This is a genomic window from Bacillus sp. NMCC46 (genome assembly GCF_002998465.1).
Lineage (GTDB): Bacteria > Bacillota > Bacilli > Bacillales > Bacillaceae > Bacillus.
This window is the reverse complement of the sequence record NZ_PVQZ01000006.1, coordinates 202,088-220,454: the sequence shown is the minus strand read 5'-3', so window position 1 is coordinate 220,454 and position 18,367 is coordinate 202,088. Positions and strand designations below refer to the sequence as shown.

Here is an 18,367-nt window from a genome sequence, read left to right as displayed (position 1 = left end):
CGTCCTTACCCCTTTATAATCGTTTGAAGAATCCGTGCCAGTTCATCTGCCTGCGGCCTTTTCATCATGGTGACATGGTCTCCTTTGATGTGATAATACGAGCACGACCCTTTCGTATAAGCCTCCCAGTCTGAGAACTTCTTCTGGAAATCGATGGCGTGATCACTGCTTTGTACAATATAAAACGGCACAGGGAATGGTTCTTTTTCTAATTCAATGGCTTGTGACATGATCGTATTATGCGTTTGCATTTGCAAATATTTATCTAAATATTGATCATTCATAAATTGATGAACCACTTCATCCTTTTCTGCCTCTTTGAGTATTGTCTGTTTCACTTCTTGGAAGCTCAGCCCTTGTAATGCTTCTGGCTGGATGCCGACGAGATTTCCCATTCCTAGGACAAGCGCAAGCATTTTCACTTCTTCTTCGTTCATATCGGCATGGAGCGCCTGATCTGCCTCATCTCTTAGCACTGGCACCGTATCTAAAATGATCAATCCTTTCGGCGCTTTTCCTGCATGGCAGAGCCGCTGATTCATTCCGTAGGCAAGATGCCCGCCCATTGAATGCCCTGCTAGATAGTCAATGCCTGGTCGATAGAAGGTCTCAATGGCTTCAATAAAAATGGTGACAAGCTCTGTGTAATGGAGGAATTGCGGTTCTTCATCCTCATATAAGCCAGGAGACTGCATGGCATAAACAGCGCCTTGATGTGTCATCAGCTTAGCAACATCGATATAGCCCATGACCGTTCCACCGGCAGGCGGTGCAAAGAATATTCTCGGTTCAGCTGGATCGCCTTTTTTCAGCTCAATCACATAGTCCTTCGGAGACCTTTCGACATGCTCCCCGGCCTCTGGAATTGCGTCCAAATGTGCGGCTAGCTGCGCAGGTGCTGGATGCATGAAAATCCATTTTGGATCAACACGAATCCCCTTTTCTTTTAATTTGGCAACAGCCTGGATACTCATAATCGAATCGCCGCCTAAATCAAAGAAGGAGTCATGCATGCCTACTTGTTTGACACCAAGCACTTCCTTGAAAGCTGTGACAATTTGTTCCTGCGTTTCGGTGACTGGTTTGTCATCCCCCTGGGAAAGAGAGATCGTTTCTGTCGGCTCTGGCAGTGCTTTTTGATCAACCTTTCCGTTCGTTGTGACTGGCATTTCGTCCATTACAATAAAGTAACTTGGAATCATGTAGCCTGGCAGGCTTTCCTGCAAAAATGCTTTCCAGCCCGGAACAGGATTCTCCCCGTCTGTGACAAGGTAGGCTGCCAGCCGTTTAGAGCTGCCATACGTTTTGGCGATGACTGTACATTCCTTTACTTGCGGATGCTTGAGGAGAGCTGTTTCAATTTCCCCACATTCAATCCGGTAGCCTCTAATTTTCACGAGGTTGTCTTTTCGGCCGAGATATTCAATGGTGCCATCTGAGCGCCATGTACCAAGATCACCTGAACGATACAGCTTGTCTCCCTCTAGTTCAGGAAATGGATTGTCAATAAAACGCTCCTGCGTCCGCTCTGGATCATGAAGGTAGCCTTTTGCCAGCCCTGTTCCGCCGATATAGATTTCTCCTTTGACGCCTGCTGGCACTGGGTTGAGCGCTTCATCTAGTATGACGACAGTTGAGTTCGATACCGGGACACCAATTGGAACTGATCTTGTACCCTCTGGCATGTGCGTGACTTGATGTGTTGCTGCTAAGGTCGTGTTTTCTGTTGGACCGTAAGCATTGATGAGCACACCCTCCATATGTGGGAGTACCTTTCGTGCATGCTCACTAGACATCGCTTCTCCGCCAACAAGTAATGTGCGGTAGCCTGCTACACTTTTTGGATCGTGCTCCACCAGCCGATTGAATAAGGCGGTTGGCAGACAGTTGGCTGTCACTTGATGCGTTTTGATCAACCGTGATAATTCATCCATATTCAGTGCGGCATATTTTGGGATCAGAATCAGCTGACCGCCATTCAGCAGCATTCCCCATAATTCAAATGTAAAGGCATCAAAAGCATAGTTTGAGAGCTGAAGCATCTTGTCATCTGGACCTAGTTCAATATAGTTTGTTTCTCTAACCAGGCGGACAACTCCTGCATGAGGGAGCATCACGCCTTTTGGTGTACCTGTTGAGCCTGATGTGTAGTTGACATAGGCCAGCTGGGCTTCCCCTATGATCGATTGTTCTCTTTGATACACTGCATCTGTTTCTGATAACGGCTTGTCCATGTTAATCTTTGTACCTGTAAAGTCTACTAGACGACTTGCAAAATGAGACTGAGTGATGATCACATCACTTTGCGTATCGCGAACGATGAGGCGGATGCGTGCATCTGGATATTCAGGTGACATCGGAACATACGCAGCACCAGACTTGACGATACCTAGCACCGAGACAATCATGTCAAAGGAACGATCAAAAAGCATCGGTACCAGTGAACCTGGTCCAACTCCTTTAGACTGCAAGTAAGCAGCAAGCTGTGTCGCCTTCTCATCCAACTCTTGATAAGTCATGTGCTCTTCCAAATAGGACAAGGCAATACGGTGCGGATCACGCTGCACCTGTTCTTCAAACAGCTCTTGAAGGGTCCGTTTTGGATATGATGTAGCCGTTTGGTTTTTTCCTATGATCATGGCGGCCTGTTCCGCTTTGTCCATTAAGCAATAGTCAGAAAATGTACGTTCAGGCTGAGCCGTCATACCATCTAGCAGATGAAGATAATAATTCATATAACGATGGATGGTCTCTTGATCAAATAAATCTGTATTGTATTCCACATGGATCGACAGCTGATCTCCCTGTTCAAATACATGCAGGGTGAGATCAAATTTAGACACTGTATGATGGACCATCACATGTTCACTTGTCAGCCCTTTGAGATTTACATTGAGCGAATCTGTTACATACCCCATGGCCACTTGGAAAATAGGCGATCGACTTAAATCTCTATCCAACGAAAGATCATCGACAAGCTTGTCAAATGGATAACGCTGATGCTCAAATGCTTTTAACGTCATCTCTTTCACGTTTTCCAGGACATCAGCAAACGTATCTGCTGTGGAGATATCCTGCCTCAGCGCAAGTGTATTCACAAACATCCCAACGAGCTTCTCTGATTGTTTGGCATCTCGCCCTGCGATCGGCGAGCCAATGATGATATCTGTCTGTCCGGACAGCTTGTGAAGCAGGACGTAGTACGCTGACAGCATCGTCATGAACAGCGTTGTGCCCTGCTGCTTGGACAAAGCCTGCAAACGGCGGATAAGCGGTTCTTCCAAGACGATTTGCTCTGTAGCGCCGTTAAATGTTTGAACCGGCGGACGAGGGCGGTCAAATGGCAGCTCTAGCACTGGAAGTTCACCTTGTAAGGTATCGAGCCAATAGGTTTGGTCTGCTTGATGATGCGTTAGTTGCTCATTTTCCCAATGAACATAATCTGTCCATTCGATTTCCAGCGCCGGGAGCTGCGGCGATTCATCTGAAAGAAGCCCGTCATATGCCACTTCTAACTCCTGAATGAGCAGGCTGAGCGACCATGCATCTGAAATGATGTGGTGCTGCGCGCAAAGAAGATAAAATTCCTCATTGCCCATATCCACAATCGTCCAGTGTGAAAGAGGCCCTCTTTCTAAATCATAGACGCGGTTTGCCTCTTGCTGAATAAGCTGCTTGAGTCTTCTCGTTCTCGTTTTTTCATTAAATAATGAGAAATTCGCAACTGTGACGGATGGCGGAAGGTCTTCACGTATCAGTTGAGCTGGCTTGCCCCCAAGCGATTTAAATGTTGCACGCAGTGCTTCATGACGTTTCGTTAAGAGACCGATCGCTTTTGTTAACGCTTGAATGTGCAGTTGTCCTGTCAGCTTCCAAGCACCTAATATATTGTAATGATGGCTCTTTTCTAATGTGGATAAGAACCAAATGCGCTTCTGAGCATGTGACAGCTCATAGCTTGTTCGCTTTTCAAGCTTTGGAATCTTGGCTTCCTGAACAGCCGGTGCCCCTTTGATGTCATCAACCATTTGCGCCAGATGGGCCAGATGCTTACTTTCAAATAATATTTTTAAAGGCGCCTTGATTGAACATTCATGATTGATCCGAGAAATAGTTTGAGTCGCCTTTAATGAATGCCCGCCAAGATCAAAGAATTGATCCTCTTTGTACACACGATCTACGTCTAAAATGTCCTCCCATATGGCAGCAAGAATTTGCTCTGTTTTCGTTTCTGGCAATTGTTTTTCAAGGGGTTGTCCATTTTTGTGATGATTCAGCTTGAGGGCTTCATGATCAATAGAGCCATCTTGTTTTTTCGGTATTTCCTGTACTTGCTGAATATCCCAGTCACCTTTTGTTACGCCTGCGATATCTTCAACATGCACTTCTTTGCCAGACTGAACCGTGTAAAAAAGCTTTTTCTCAAAAGTCGGAATTGGTGCTGGCTGAAGATACTCAGCGATTTCTGGATTGGCTCCGTCTAGTCCGATAAATAGATGCGCTTCATTCAGCCGGGCACCTAGACCTAATGAATGGAGACCTTGCTTCTTTCCAATCAATTGAAATCCCTTGCGGACGGTTAGCGCTGCGCCGGTATGTCCCTTAGACAAACCAAGATTATCCCACATGCTGAAGTTCAAAGAGATCGCCCGTCTTCCTTCTTGAAAGGTGAGAGCGTGCGCAAGTCCATCTAAAAAGCTGTTGGCTGCAGAGTATGCCCCGAATGTTGTGCCGCCAAAAAAGCCATTCACCGATCCAAAAAAGACGAGTGGTACTGCCGGGTCATGCTTGAAGGCTTCCTGCAGGACAAACGCTCCGTCTGCTTTCCCTGACAGCTCCTTTGTGAAATCCTCTTCTGACGTATGAGCCAATGCATACTTATCCGCATGCTGAAAATGCTCTGACACATTGCCAGCCCCGGCTAAATGCAGCACGCCCCGGATGGATTGACCAAAGTGTTTTTCTGCTTTGTAAATCGCCCGCTCGACGTCAGCTAAATTGGTCACATCCGCTTGTACATAGATGACATCACCGAGGCCTTTTAGCTGTGAGAACGCCTCTTTCTTTTCCAGGCTGTCTTCCAGAGAAGTCCTTCCAATCAATACGAGCTTTAGGCCAAATTGGAGCATCTGTTTAGACAGCTCAAATCCAATACCGCCAAGACCTCCAGTCAGCAAATAAAGACCTTCATATTCTAAAAACCCTTCTGTTTGAGGTGCTTTCATCATATTGACTTTTTCCAGCTTTGGTACGAACCTGTGCCCGTTTCGGTATGACACCTCTGCTTTTATATGAATCGCTGACAGCTCTTCAGCAATGTGCTTTGCATCCTGTTCCACACGCTCCGCTTCAATATCAATATGGGACACCTCTGCTCCTTCCCATTCTTGCGGGATGGTTTTTAATAAACCAGCGAGCGACGTTTTCTCCACATGAAGATCTTCTTCAGGGCTTACAAATTGACCACCCTTTGTCACCACGACAAGCCGGACTGGCTCTTTGTTTTCTTGCCTCCAAGCTTGATACAAGTACAAAATAGATTGATTGGTACTCGCATGCATTTCTTTGAACTGCGCAGGCTCAACGATGGCTTCTTTGTCTGTCACATTCCACAAGTGGAGTACCTGCCCTGTCTTTAATTCATCTGCTTCAAGTGCTGCAGCGAGCCTGACATAATCCCCCTTGATTCTCGGATTCATCTGGTACATCCCTTTGGACAAACGCAAAAATTCACGCCCTTTTTTCACAGAAACATAGGGCTGATTTCTTTGTTCAAATTGTGCGTAAAGTGATTGGTACAGCCCTTTTTCATCCTCGAAAACGAGTACATGATCAGCAGAAGGCTGAGACGGACCAATATGCTCCTTTGCCCAAGTGCGTTTGAAAAACCAATCTGGGAGTGTTTGTTCATTTTCAGAAGCAAGATCCAGTGCCCTTTCAATGTCACGGAATACTCCCTCTTTTAGCGCTGCACCTAACTGGGCACGTTGGATTTTCCCACTCTCTGTTTTCGGAAATTGGTCTTTTTTCACCGGAATGATGTGATCAGGCTCTATCCCGATTTTTCGGATGATGGCCTCTCTAATCTGCTGAATCATCGTGATTTGTTCCTCTATTGAATCTTTTTGCGAGACAAAAAAGACGGCAAGCGTGTCGTTGCTTGATTCGGGATTGTAAATGCCGTACGCAGCGGCAAAGGTGACTTCAACCCCGTCCACCTCTTCCACAACCGCTTCAATTTCGTAATTCAAATAGTTGGCTCCGTTGATGACGATGATGTCCTTTTCTCGACCTGTCAGAACAAGACGCCCTTCGTGAATAAATCCTAAATCCCCCGTGTGAAACCAGCCATTTTCCGCAAATACCTCTTGATTGGCTTCCTCATTTTGATCATAGCCCATCATAATCGTTGGACTCTTCACCTGTAAGCGCCCGACCTGATCTTCTGGCAGCACATGATGATGCTCGTCTACAATCCGAACCCATACAGACGGAATAGGTACGCCGACTTCTGTAAACGTCATCTTGTGCGGATGATCTTGCGTCACGTATTGAATTTCACCTGTTAACGAGGTCTGATCAATCGTCAGCTGTCCATCCTGATCATCATGCCGCATGAATTTCTTTGATTGAACAATGGCTGAGGATGTTTCAGACATGCCGTACGCCGGCACCATCGCATGGCGGCTTAATCTGTGCTGACCCATGATATGCATGAAGCGCTGCGTCACTTTTGGAACAACCGCTTCGGCTGCATTCATAATATAAGTCAGTGTGGAGAGATCCCAGCTCCCCTTGCGAATGTCGTCCTCATATTCATTCATCATGGCAAAAGCAAAATTCGGTGCCCATGTCCTTGTGACGCCGTATGTTTCTACCCAATCCAGCCACACCATCGGCCGCTCGATAAATTGATCGATGGATGGACTAATCTGCTGGCAGCCAAGGTAGACGTCATGCACATGAAACATGACAATGCCTCCTACATGATCAAGCGGCATCCAGTTAAGCGACACATCCTCATGCGTAAAGCCATTTGTCTGCTCAAAGGAGATGATCCGAGATAAAATACTTTGATGGTTGTGACGGATACACTTAGGCACACCCGTACTTCCTGAAGACAGCAGCTGAAGCACAGGCTCATCCGGCTCTGGCTCATAATGCTGTTCATCCGGTTCACACGTAAGCAATGTTTCTACTGTTAAAATAGGTATTTCTTTTGCCTCAAATGTCTCACGCAGCCCAGCAATGTCTTCAGCACTTGCTTCGTTTGTAATAATAAACGGTTCATTTTGCAGCTGAAACACGCCCTTGAGCTTGTTCACTCCTTGATTCATCTCATCATAAACAGGCGGAACAGAGACTGGAGTCGGAATGATGCCACCGAGAATACAGCCCCAAAACACGGTGATGAAATCATGATGATCTTTTAATTGAAGTAACACTTGATCGCCATTTGTCAGCCCTGCTTTCCTTAAACCAGACAGAACCCGTTCTGCGTTTGTGAGTAACTCAGGATAGGTTTGGGTCAATGTGCGCCCGCCTTCTTTGATATAGGTCACCCCGCGGTCAGGTGACATAAAGGCTGATCGAATCAGCACCTCTGTCAGTGTGACAGGTGTGCCTGGTTTTTTGATGACATCCCCGCCATACACAAGTGCTGGCGGCTTTTCATGAGCGGATGCTTGCTTTGTTTCGCCCGCTTCATCCTTCGAGATCGATACGTTCCCTTGCGCACGCTGTCGATTAGGAAACAGGTCATCTAGGTGATAAGGCATTTGTTTTTCTGTCTGACTTTCAATGAGAGCGGCCGCTTCCTCCACTCCATCTATGGCTTTCGTACGCTCTTCTATCTTTCTTAAACCCTCTTCATCTATGATGTCAATCGAAAGCAATGCTTCTGTATCGATGGCTCCACTTTCTGCTCTTGGCAAGGAAGGCAATAAGACGAGAGCGGCTGGTACTTCATAGGGATGAAGCGGGCCTTTCATCAAGTCCTCTCTTGTCAGCGAAGGGTCCTTCGCCTGTGCAAATAGCACAAGCGAGAGGCTGCCTTCTTGATTTTTCTTAGGGATTAACACACATTCCTTTAGCGGAAAATGAAGCATCATGACTTGCTCTAATGCTTTGAGATCGATTCGTTTTCCGTTGATTCTGACGATATGATTTGCTGCATGTCCTTTTCGTCTACTAACTAACATCGTTCTTCTCCTCCTACATCCAATCCAAAATCTGAATCTTGTTTTTTTCAGTCCAAACGCCGACATCCCCTGTCGGATAGAGGTATTCGCCTGTTTGATGTTTGAATGGATGCGGAATTTTATGCGTCTCCATCCAATCGGCAAGCTCCCCGCAAAGTGCTTTGATATCCTTCGTGCCGATAAAAATATCTCCAGAAAATCCTATCGGCATGAGCTGATGCTCTTCGCTTAGCACAAATATTTCCGTCTCACAGGAAGGATCGTGCACTCCTGAGTAGACCTCTTCTTGGTCTGGGTACAGCACGCTGACTTGTGCGTTTTTCGCCCACTCGGTGATCATCCGCTCTTTTTCTTCATTTGTTACCATCGTGAAATCAGAGAGTGGTGTCTCCACTTGTTCTGTCATGGCTTCAAGTGTGTGGCCCAGCTGCTGCATCAGCGATTGTATTTGTTTTTCTGTATATTGATTGAAGCGGTATGTGACTCGAAGCTCCAGCGTATCTCCTGGGACAGCCACAAGGGTCAGGTCATAGTTTGTTTCTTCATGACTTGCAATGTCTAATATCCGTACACCATACGGCTCTACAGATTCAATCGGATAGTTTTCAAACACGACAATGCTGTTAAACAATGATTCTCCATTCGGGATTTGGGTCATCTGCTGAATATCTGGCAATACGGTATACTCAAATTCTCGCATGTGAAAAACCGTTTCCTGCGTCTGTGCCAGCAGCTCGGCAATGGTCCTGTCTGGTGTGATCGGCAAACGGAGCGGCAAGGTGTTAATAAAGAGCCCTGTCATGCTTTCAACCTCTGGTAAGTCCGCCGGCCGTCCAGATACTGTGACACCGAACACGACATCCTCTGAGCCTGAATGAAGGTGCAAGAGCAGCCCCCATGCCGCCTGAATCAGTGTGCTCATCGTGACCTTCTGTGTGCCTGTCATCTTCTCCAGCTTCTGCTGCATTTCAGGCGTCAGTTTGATACTAAATTGATCAATACCTGCTCCTTCATTCGGAGTCTGCTCTCCGTCCCCAGGAAGTGGTGTGGCTTCCTCCACTCCTGACATATAATGTTTCCAGAACTCTTGCGCCCTCTCTTGATCCTGCTTTTGCAGCCACTCAATAAAATCTTTATATGGACGCACAGCCAGAAGGTTCATCTCTCGTTCATCCACAAGAGAGCGATACATTGAAAAGGATTCCTCAATCAAGCCGAACAGGCTCCAGCCATCGATTAAAATATGATGAAAGCTAAAAACAAACGTGCATGTTTTCTCGTCACGATGGAATAAAGCGATACGAATGAGCGGTTCAGCCGCATCCTCTAATTCGAAATCCTTTGAACGATCGGATTGTAAATAACGCTCAATGGTTTTCTTCTGATCCGTTTCACTCAGGTGGCGCACATCGTGCTGAGTGAGGTGAATGCTTCCTTCTGATTGAATCAATTGGACAGGCTCCTTTAGCCCCTCCCAAGCAAATCTTGTCCGCAAAATCGAATGACGTTCTACAAGCAGATTCCATGCTTTTTCATAGGCTTCGCCGTCCGTTAAGCCTTCGAGCGTCATATGCACCTGACCAAAATAAGCCTGTGACGCTTGATCTAACAGTGCATGAAACAGCATCCCTTGCTGCATCGGAGATAGTGGATACACATCCACCACATTGTCTGGAAGCTCATCTATTTGCTTTTGTGTCAGCTGGACCATTGGAAAATCAGATGGCGTAAAGCCGCCTTTTGTCTCTACACAATGCGTCAGAATGTCCTCCATTTTTTCTTTGAACCGTTCAGGTAAATGGCGCACCTCTTCATGCTGAAGCAGTTCACGATTGATCATAAAATTCATCTGAAGCTGGCCACTGACAACGTATCCGTACACATCGATTAAATGCTGTCTTTCTGCTTTTGGATCATGTACATGTCCATTTCGTTCATCTGCTAAATACAGATTTGCTTCACCATCTATTTGATCTAACTGTCCAAGGTAATTAAAGCTCATCTGCGGCGCTGCCGTTTTGAGTAAGCGAGATGCTGTCATGTATTGAAGCAAGCCATAGCCGATCCCCTTTTGCGGCACAGCTCTTAAGGTTTCTTTGACATCTTTGATTTGTCTCTCCACATCGGTTTGAATAAAAGGAATAAAAATAGGATAAGAGCTTGTAAACCAGCCGACTGTCCGTGACAAATCCATCTGTTCAAATAAATCCTCGCGTCCGTGTCCTTCTAACGTGATCAATATTGGCTTTCCAACGGCTTGCGCAAGTCCTGATAAAAGTAAATCGTTGACCTCAGTTCGGTACGCTTGTGATGCGTGCCTTAGTAAAATGTCTGTTTGATCCTTCGTCAATTGAACAGTCAGGATCTCTGCATGTTCTTCTATATTGAAAAGCGCAGGTGTTTGAAAAGGAGAACCTTCTTCCTCTTGATCCATGATCTTTTGCCAAAAAGGAACCTGCTCTTGTAATTGATCGGTTTGTGCATATTCATAGAGTGCATCTGCCCACTGCTGATAGGAAGCGGTTTTCTTTGCAAGTGTGATCTCCTGCCCTGCTGCAAGCTGCTTCAATCCATTTAATAGATCTTCCTGTATGATGCGCCACGATATTCCATCCATCACAAGATGGTGGGCTGCGATAAAGAGTTCAGACGTACGACCACTTGTCTGAAAAAGAATGGCTTTGATCACTTCTCCCCGCTCTAATGACAATGTTCCTTGACAAGCGCTTGTCTCCAAGTGAATTTGCTCCAGCGCTTCCTCGTAAGAAACATCCGTCAAATCAAAAAATGTGACACAAGGGATGATGCCAGGCGCACGAATGGTTTGAATCCATGTGCCGTCTGCTGCTTTTGTATAAATGGCTCTCAGCATATCGTGATGATCGACAAGCTTTGAAAGAACTTTTGATAATTGTTCGGGTTGTATAGATTGCTTGAATTCAATATGCGCTGATAGATTCCAATAATCTTGGTTTGTCATTGATTGCTCAAGGAACCAAGATTGGATTGGAAGCAGACGAACTTCTCCTGTAACAGGCGATTGATCATAGGACACAGACACATCCGCTCTTTTCATAGCGCGTGCCAGCTGTGAAATGGTCTGTTTTTCAAATACATCTCTTGGCTGAATGATGTAGCCTTCCTGTGCTAGACGTGCCACCATTTGTATGACAATAATGGAATCTCCGCCAAGCTCAAAGTAGTTATCATGTACACTAATTGAAGGAGTGCCAAGAAGCTGAGTCCACACTTTTTCCAGCACTCGTTCTTCCTCACTGAGTGCCTTATCTGCTGGTTTGTCCACTTCTTCCTGTCTCCACTCTGGCGGCGGGAGACGCTTTTGGTCTACCTTGCCGTTTGGCGTGAGCGGCAGTTTCTCTAGCTCTATGAATAGACTTGGTACCATATAATCTGGCAGTTTGTCTTTCAAGGCGCTGCGAATGTCTTGCTGGATCCATGCACCTTTTTGGACAAAATAACCGATGAGCCGCTTATGACCACTTTCGTGCTGATGCGGAATGACAGCACATTCTATGATGTCTTCAACACTCAGCATAGCGGCTTCAATTTCTCCGCATTCGACGCGGTGTCCGCGTATTTTCACTTGATGATCGATTCTTCCAAGGCAGTCGATGGTGCCATTTGAGAGCCAGCGGCCCATATCGCCTGTTTTATATAAACGCGCTCCTTTTTGGAAAGGATGCGGGATAAATGATTGCGATGTTTTTTCTTCATCTCCAAGGTAACCGAGTGCCAGCCCTGTTCCGCCAACGTAGATCTCTCCAATAACACCCTGCGGAACCGGCTGCAGCTGGTCGTCTAATACATAGGCTTGTGAATAAGCAATTGGCTGACCGATAGGAACTGTCGCCTGCCCTTCGTCTAATGAGCGAATGTGATGCACACAGGAGAACGTCGTATTCTCAGTTGGTCCATAGCCGTTTAAAAGCCCTTCAGGTAAATACGGCAGTGCCTTGCGGATATGAGCAGCTGAGAGCGCATCACCACCAACCAATAATGCATCGAATCCAGATAAGGCTTCAGGATGTTCCTCTGTTAACCGGTTGAACAGCGGCACCGTCAGAAATCCTGTTGTGATCTTGTATGATGTCAGCGTTTCAGCCAGCGTATCCATTGATAAAATCGTATTTCGATCGGTCAGGATCAGCCTTCCCCCATTTAGCAGGGCTCCCCATATTTCATACGTAAAGGCATCAAAGGAGAAGCTGGCGATTTGTAAAATGCGCGTATGTTCATCAAGGGTGACATAATCTGTTTCACAGACAAGCCGGATGACTGCTTGATGCGGGATCAAAACCCCTTTCGGCTGTCCAGTTGATCCTGACGTGTAATTGATATAAGCGAGTCCATCAGGTTTTAGGGCAGCAGGTATGAGTTCTGCTTCTGATAAAAACTCTTCATATCCCTCATCAAGACAAATGAGTTCGGTTTGACTGATGGACACCTTTTTCAGCCATTCATTTTTTGTCAGTAACAGCTGAATACCTGTATCCCTCAGCATATAATCAATCCGTGTATCTGGATATTCAGGATCAATTGGCACGTAGGCGCCTCCTGCTTTCACAATCGCCAGCACCCCAAGAATCATTTGAGGCGACCTGTCGATGAGCAGCCCTACTGGTTCATGCGGCGTCACACCTCGCTGCTGCAGAGAAGCAGCAAGCCGGTCGACTTTCTCTTGTAACACACGATACGTCCACTGCTCTTCCCCGAATTCGAGAGCAATGGCATCGGGTGACTTTCTCACCTGCGCTTCAAACCGTTCCGTGATGAGAAGCGGGCCTGCAGGCTGATTGGTTTTACCGCTCCATTCATAGAGCAGCTGATACTTTTCTTTCTCTGGCAGGTAATTCATTTGTCTGATCGGCTGTGCTGGATTTTCACAAATACACGCAAGCAGATGCTCGTAGTACCGAAGGAACCGATCCATCGTGTCGTCAGAAAATAAGTCCACATCATACTCCAGTTTTAATTGAAGACCCTCCGCCCCTTCAAAAACAAACAGGGATAGATCAAATTTGGCGGTATCGTTATCTTCAATGGCTAAAACGGATGTCGCCTCCCCCATCGGAGAAGCTTCAAGCGGTAGGTTTTGCAGAACGAACATGACCTGAAACAGCGGCTGCTTGCCAGCCTCACGTACAATATTCAGCTCATCTACGACCATCTCAAACGGCACATCCTGATGCGCATAGGCGCCCATTGTTGTTTCTTTCACCCGCTCTAATAGTTCAGTGAAAGCAGGATTCCCGCTATGATCGATCCGAAGTGCCAGCGTATTTACGAAAAATCCGATGAGATGCTCCATCTCCGTCCGATTTCTCCCAGCAATGACTGATCCAACCACAAACTCATCCTGTGAAGACAATCGATGCAGCAAGGTAGAAAAGGCAGTCAGTAACGTCATATAAAGGGTGCTGTCTGTCTTTTTAGAAAGGGCAGCCAGCTGCTCAGACAGCGACTTCGACAAGTGGTATTTTTTCGTTTTTCCCTTGTAGGATTGAACGGCTGGCCGCGGGTAGTCATACGGCAAAACCAAATCTTCTACAGGGACCGCAAATTGCTCCTTCCAATAGGAAATCTGCTTCTGCAGCGTCTCTCCAGTCAAATACTCCTTCTGCCATAGTGCGTAATCCGCATATTGAATTGGCAGCGGCGAAAGATCAGGCTCTCTCTTGTCAATCATCGCTGTATACCACTCAGACAGCTCTCTTGCGGCAATCCCAACCGACCAGCCATCTGACACAATGTGGTGAATGGACATCAGCAGTAAATGATCTGTTTCCGACAGCCGAATCAGTTTCACTCGAAAGAGCGGATCATGTTCTAAGCGGAAAGGTGTGCCCGCCTCTCTTTTTGCCCATTCAGCCGCTTTTTGTTCTTTTTCTTTCTGTGCTGTCAGATCTGATAGATCCACCACTTCAAGCTCTGGAAGAGTCATATGCTCATGTATGATCTGCACTGGTTCATCGCCGCTCATGGTAAAGGAAGTTCTGAGCGATTCATGCCTTTGCACCATTTGCTGAAGACTGCTCTGAAGCACCTTCACATCTAAAGGTCCATTCATCCGAAAGGAAATTGTATTATTGTAAAATGGCAGATCGGGCTGTAATTGATAGAGAAACCACTGTCTTTGCTGGGCATAAGACATCGGAATCTCCTGACCCTTTTCCATTTTCCGCACCTGTACCGCTTCATCCACTTTTGCATGCGAATCGATCCATTCCGCTAATTCCCCAAGTCTCGTATGCTCAAAAAGAACAGCGAGCGGCACGTCAAATCCCATTCTTTGTCTCACCGCAGACAGCATTTGCGTTGCCTTGAGCGAATGACCCCCGAGTAGAAAGAAATGATCACCGCAGCTGACATGTGAGACATCAAGCAGCTCGGACCAAATGTTTGCCAAAAGTTTCTCCGTCTCCGTTTGAGGCGCTCTGTCCTCTGCATCCTGTCCACTTTCCTCAATGAATGCTTTGAAATACGCTTCATCCGGCATGCCACCCTCTGATTCTTTCCAATATTCCTCAGGAAATAGATGCACGGAATATTCACCAGATAGATGAGACTGCAAACACGTATAAATGGACTGATACAGCCGTTCTTCAATGGCCTTTGTTTTGTCGGTTTTAAAAAAGACATACACGGCTTGCTCTGTTTGCCTCTCCGCTTGGCTCATTTCTTGAATGTCCTGCTTCGACCGATCTAATCCCATATAAATGAGTGGCGCATCTGTCATCAAACATGCCAGCATTGTCTGGAAGCCCGCCCGCTTCGGAATCGGGAGATAGCCTCTTTCTTTTAACATGCCTTTGATCATCGAACCCTCGCTCATGCCGACCTCATCCCACATGCTAAAGCTAAAGCAATACGGCTTCACTGTAGATGTCAGCCTTTGATAATGAGCAAATTGTTCAACGAACTCATTGGCAGCGCAATAAGCGCCGACGGTCATCCCGCCCTTTAACGTTCGTGCTGACGAGCTAGATAGAAATAAGACGTTCTGCCGTTTAGAAGCCGCTTCATGAAGCGCAATCGTGCCATATACCTTCGCTTCGTACATCGCATGTAAGGACGCAGACGTCATGTCAGCAAGCAGCTCCTCTTGAATGATGCCAGCGAAATGAATCACGCCATGCAGCTTTTTTCCTTGAGCCGCCTCTTGTCTTGAGATGAGCGCTTCAATGTCTTTTGCGTTCGTCATGTCCACTTCTTCATAAAAAACTGTGCCGCCATGGTCTTTCGCTTGTTTCTCAAGTGAGGTCAAAACGTCTTGCTGCTCCGCAGATAAAGCCTCTCGTGCCTTTCTTCCAAGCAGCACAAGATGCGCTTGATAGGACGTCAGAAGGTGTTCACTCAGCATCCGCCCAATGCCGCCAAGCCCTCCTGTCATCACGTAAAGCCCAGATGATTCAAATGGCGGTTTCTTCCTCTTTTGATCTTTTTCCAGATGCAGCGGTGATAAAAGAGGAATATAACGAACACCTTCGCGGTAAGCAGCGATATGATGGCTTGTGTCATGTGTAAGCTCTGTCATGATCGCTGATGCATGAGAACGGTCAGCCGGTTCTGTTAGAGAAAAATCAAGACATCGCACCTTGATAAACGGCCATTCATGCTGTACAGCTGTCATCAATCCTGTTGTCGTTGCTTTTTCCACATGATGCGTTTGATCTTCTGGCAAATTAATCGCATGAGCTGAGACAAAGGTGATCTCTACAGGTTCCTCATAGGCGGCAATCGCTTTTGTTACATATAATGCACTCATGCTGCCAGTTTTCTGCGCTTCCTTCGCCATTGCCGCTTGAAGTGTGTCTTCCTTGTTTGTGTAGTTCCAAAGGTGAATGATTTGTTTCACCGAAACGCCATACGAACGGAGCGTCTCAAAGAGTTGTTCGTAGTCTGACGGCCGATTCGGGTGGATGATGAAGTGAGTATGTGTGAGTTGTGTGAATGCTTGACCCGGTTCAACCGTAATATAGGTTTGTTCTTTGTTTGAGAGAGATCTCAATTGATCTGCCAGCCCTAATGCATCTGCAAAGATCACCATGTCCCCTGCTGTTTGCTTTTCAGTTTCATGAAGCGGAGCAGGTGTCCACTTCTTTTGATAACTCCAATCAGGCAAGGTGTGTTCATTTTCAAGTCTGATGTCCAGTTCCTTAATGATTTCGTCGAATTCACCTTCCTGCCACCTTGTCTTGAGCTGTGCCCTTTCTATTTTTCCAGAGCTTGTTTTCGGAAAGGCATGCTTCTGGACAGGGATAACCTTTGATGCAGACAGACCCATTTTTGTCGCAATATGGGTTTTAATGTGCTGGCTAGCCCTCATGATATAAGCAGGCTCATACAGTTTCGGTGTAAAAAAGAGAATCAGTTCATCGGATGCAGATGCCTCCATCCGAACGGAGCAAGCAGCCACAAAGCTCGTTTCTACGCCTGGTACTTCCTCTGCCATGGCTTCAATCTCATAGTTGTGATAATTTTTCCCGTTGATGATGATCATGTCTTTTTCTCTACCGGTTAATGTCAGCCTTCCTTCGTGCAGAAAACCTAAATCACCCGTGTGAAACCAGCCCTCTGTTTGAAAAACCTCTTGATTCGCTTCGTCATTCTTGTAATAGCCCTTCATCGTCGTCGGCCCTTTGATTTGCACGCTGCCAATGTGATCTTCGGGAAGAAGCTCATGCTGATGGTTGACGATACGAATCGTGATACCCGGAATCGGTTTCCCCAGCTCTGTAAAGCTGACGGTTCCTGTCTCACGTGCCTCCGCTGGTCTTAGCTGCTCTGTCAGTGACGTTTCCTCAAAGGTCAGAACCCCGCTGTTTTCATCTCCCCGCTCAATCGCAAAAGAGAAGACAACGGCTGATGAGATTTCAGACATGCCGAAAGCCGGTCTGATGACGTCTCCCTTTAAGCCGTGCGGAGCGAGCAGGTGTAAAAACCGGTGAATTGTCTTCGGTACGACCGCTTCTGCCCCATTGATCATACACGTCATGGCAGAAAGATCCCAAGAACCTGAAGAAATGTCTTTCTCATAATCATTGATCATCGCAAATGCGAAGTTAGGTGCCCACGTCTTCGTTGCACGATAGCGGTCCATCCAGTCAAGCCAGCGCAGCGGCTGAGCGATGAAGTCATCTGTCCTTGCCCGAATCTGTTCACAGCCTGTGTACACATTGACAAGGTGGAACATCACAATGCCGCCAATATGATCTAATGGCATCCAGTCTAACGAGACATCCTCTTGTGTAAACTGATTGGCTGCCACTGTCCCTTTGACATTCGCCAGCACACTTCTATGAGAATGCTCTACGCATTTAGGCATCCCCGTACTTCCAGACGTTAAGATAAAAAAGACTGAATCATCAGGCGTGACTGGATGTGCTTCTAGATCTCTTTCTAAAGTGAGCATCGGTTCAACGGCTGCCACACGTAATTGATCTGTATGCCACAGTAAAGCTAAGCCTTGCACCTCATCAATTAGCGAGTCATCCGTGAGAATGAGCGGGTGTTCCAGCAGGTTCCAAGCGTGATGAAGCTTCTTCACTGAGGCATTCATTTCCCGATAGGTCGGGGCTGCCGATACAAGTGTTGGGACAAATCCGCCTAACACACATGCCCAAAAGGCCGTGACCATCGCATGATTCGATGAAAATTGAAAGAAGACAGGATCACCTGGCTCAAGCCCTAGTGCCCTTAAACCCGTCAGAACCCGTTCGGCATCCTCCTTTAACTGTGCGTAGGATTGCGTGAGTTCATTTTCACTATTGATGATATAAGTCAGCCCGTTTGTCGTTTTGGCTGCCTCAGTTAGAGCGTCCTGCAAGGTTTGAGCTCCTGCACTAACATCTATATCCCCCCCATAGGAAATGGCTGGGGGCATGTCCGCTAAAATAGGCGAAGCCATTTGCGTCTGTATCCATTCAACTGCGGCCTCCTGCTCCATGTGATGGTCGAGAAATAAATGAGAGAGGTGATATGGCCGAGGTCGAATGGTTTTTTCACGAGAAAAAACAGCGAAGCGTTCGATTTCGTTGGTTTGTAAAATGGTTTTCTGTACATCTTGTAAAATCGTATCCATTGATTCATGTACATTCGATTGATTGATGGTTGATGGTTTCATATGAGTTCCTTTCCTTTTTTGT

At 46.6% G+C, this 18,367-nt stretch carries 2 protein-coding genes; both read right to left on the bottom strand.

Annotated elements, in window-relative coordinates:
* Window positions 1–5: 5 nt before the first annotated feature.
* Window positions 6–8,201: a non-ribosomal peptide synthetase gene (locus C6Y01_RS16405; protein WP_106038510.1), complete on the bottom strand. Its 8,196-nt coding sequence runs from the start codon at window positions 8,199–8,201 to the stop codon at window positions 6–8.
* A 13-nt stretch (window positions 8,202–8,214) separates the two neighbouring features.
* Complete coding sequence (locus C6Y01_RS16400) at window positions 8,215–18,345, bottom strand: non-ribosomal peptide synthetase (protein WP_106038509.1); 10,131 nt, start codon at window positions 18,343–18,345, stop codon at window positions 8,215–8,217.
* Between the last annotated feature and the right edge of the window lie 22 nt (window positions 18,346–18,367).

Bases quoted from the DNA above. Each gene is read 5' to 3' on its own strand.
- C6Y01_RS16400 (WP_106038509.1), bottom strand. From the start codon at position 18,345: ATGAAACCATCAACCATCAATCAATCGAATGTACATGAATCAATGGAT.
- C6Y01_RS16405 (WP_106038510.1), bottom strand. From the start codon at position 8,201: ATGTTAGTTAGTAGACGAAAAGGACATGCAGCAAATCATATCGTCAGA.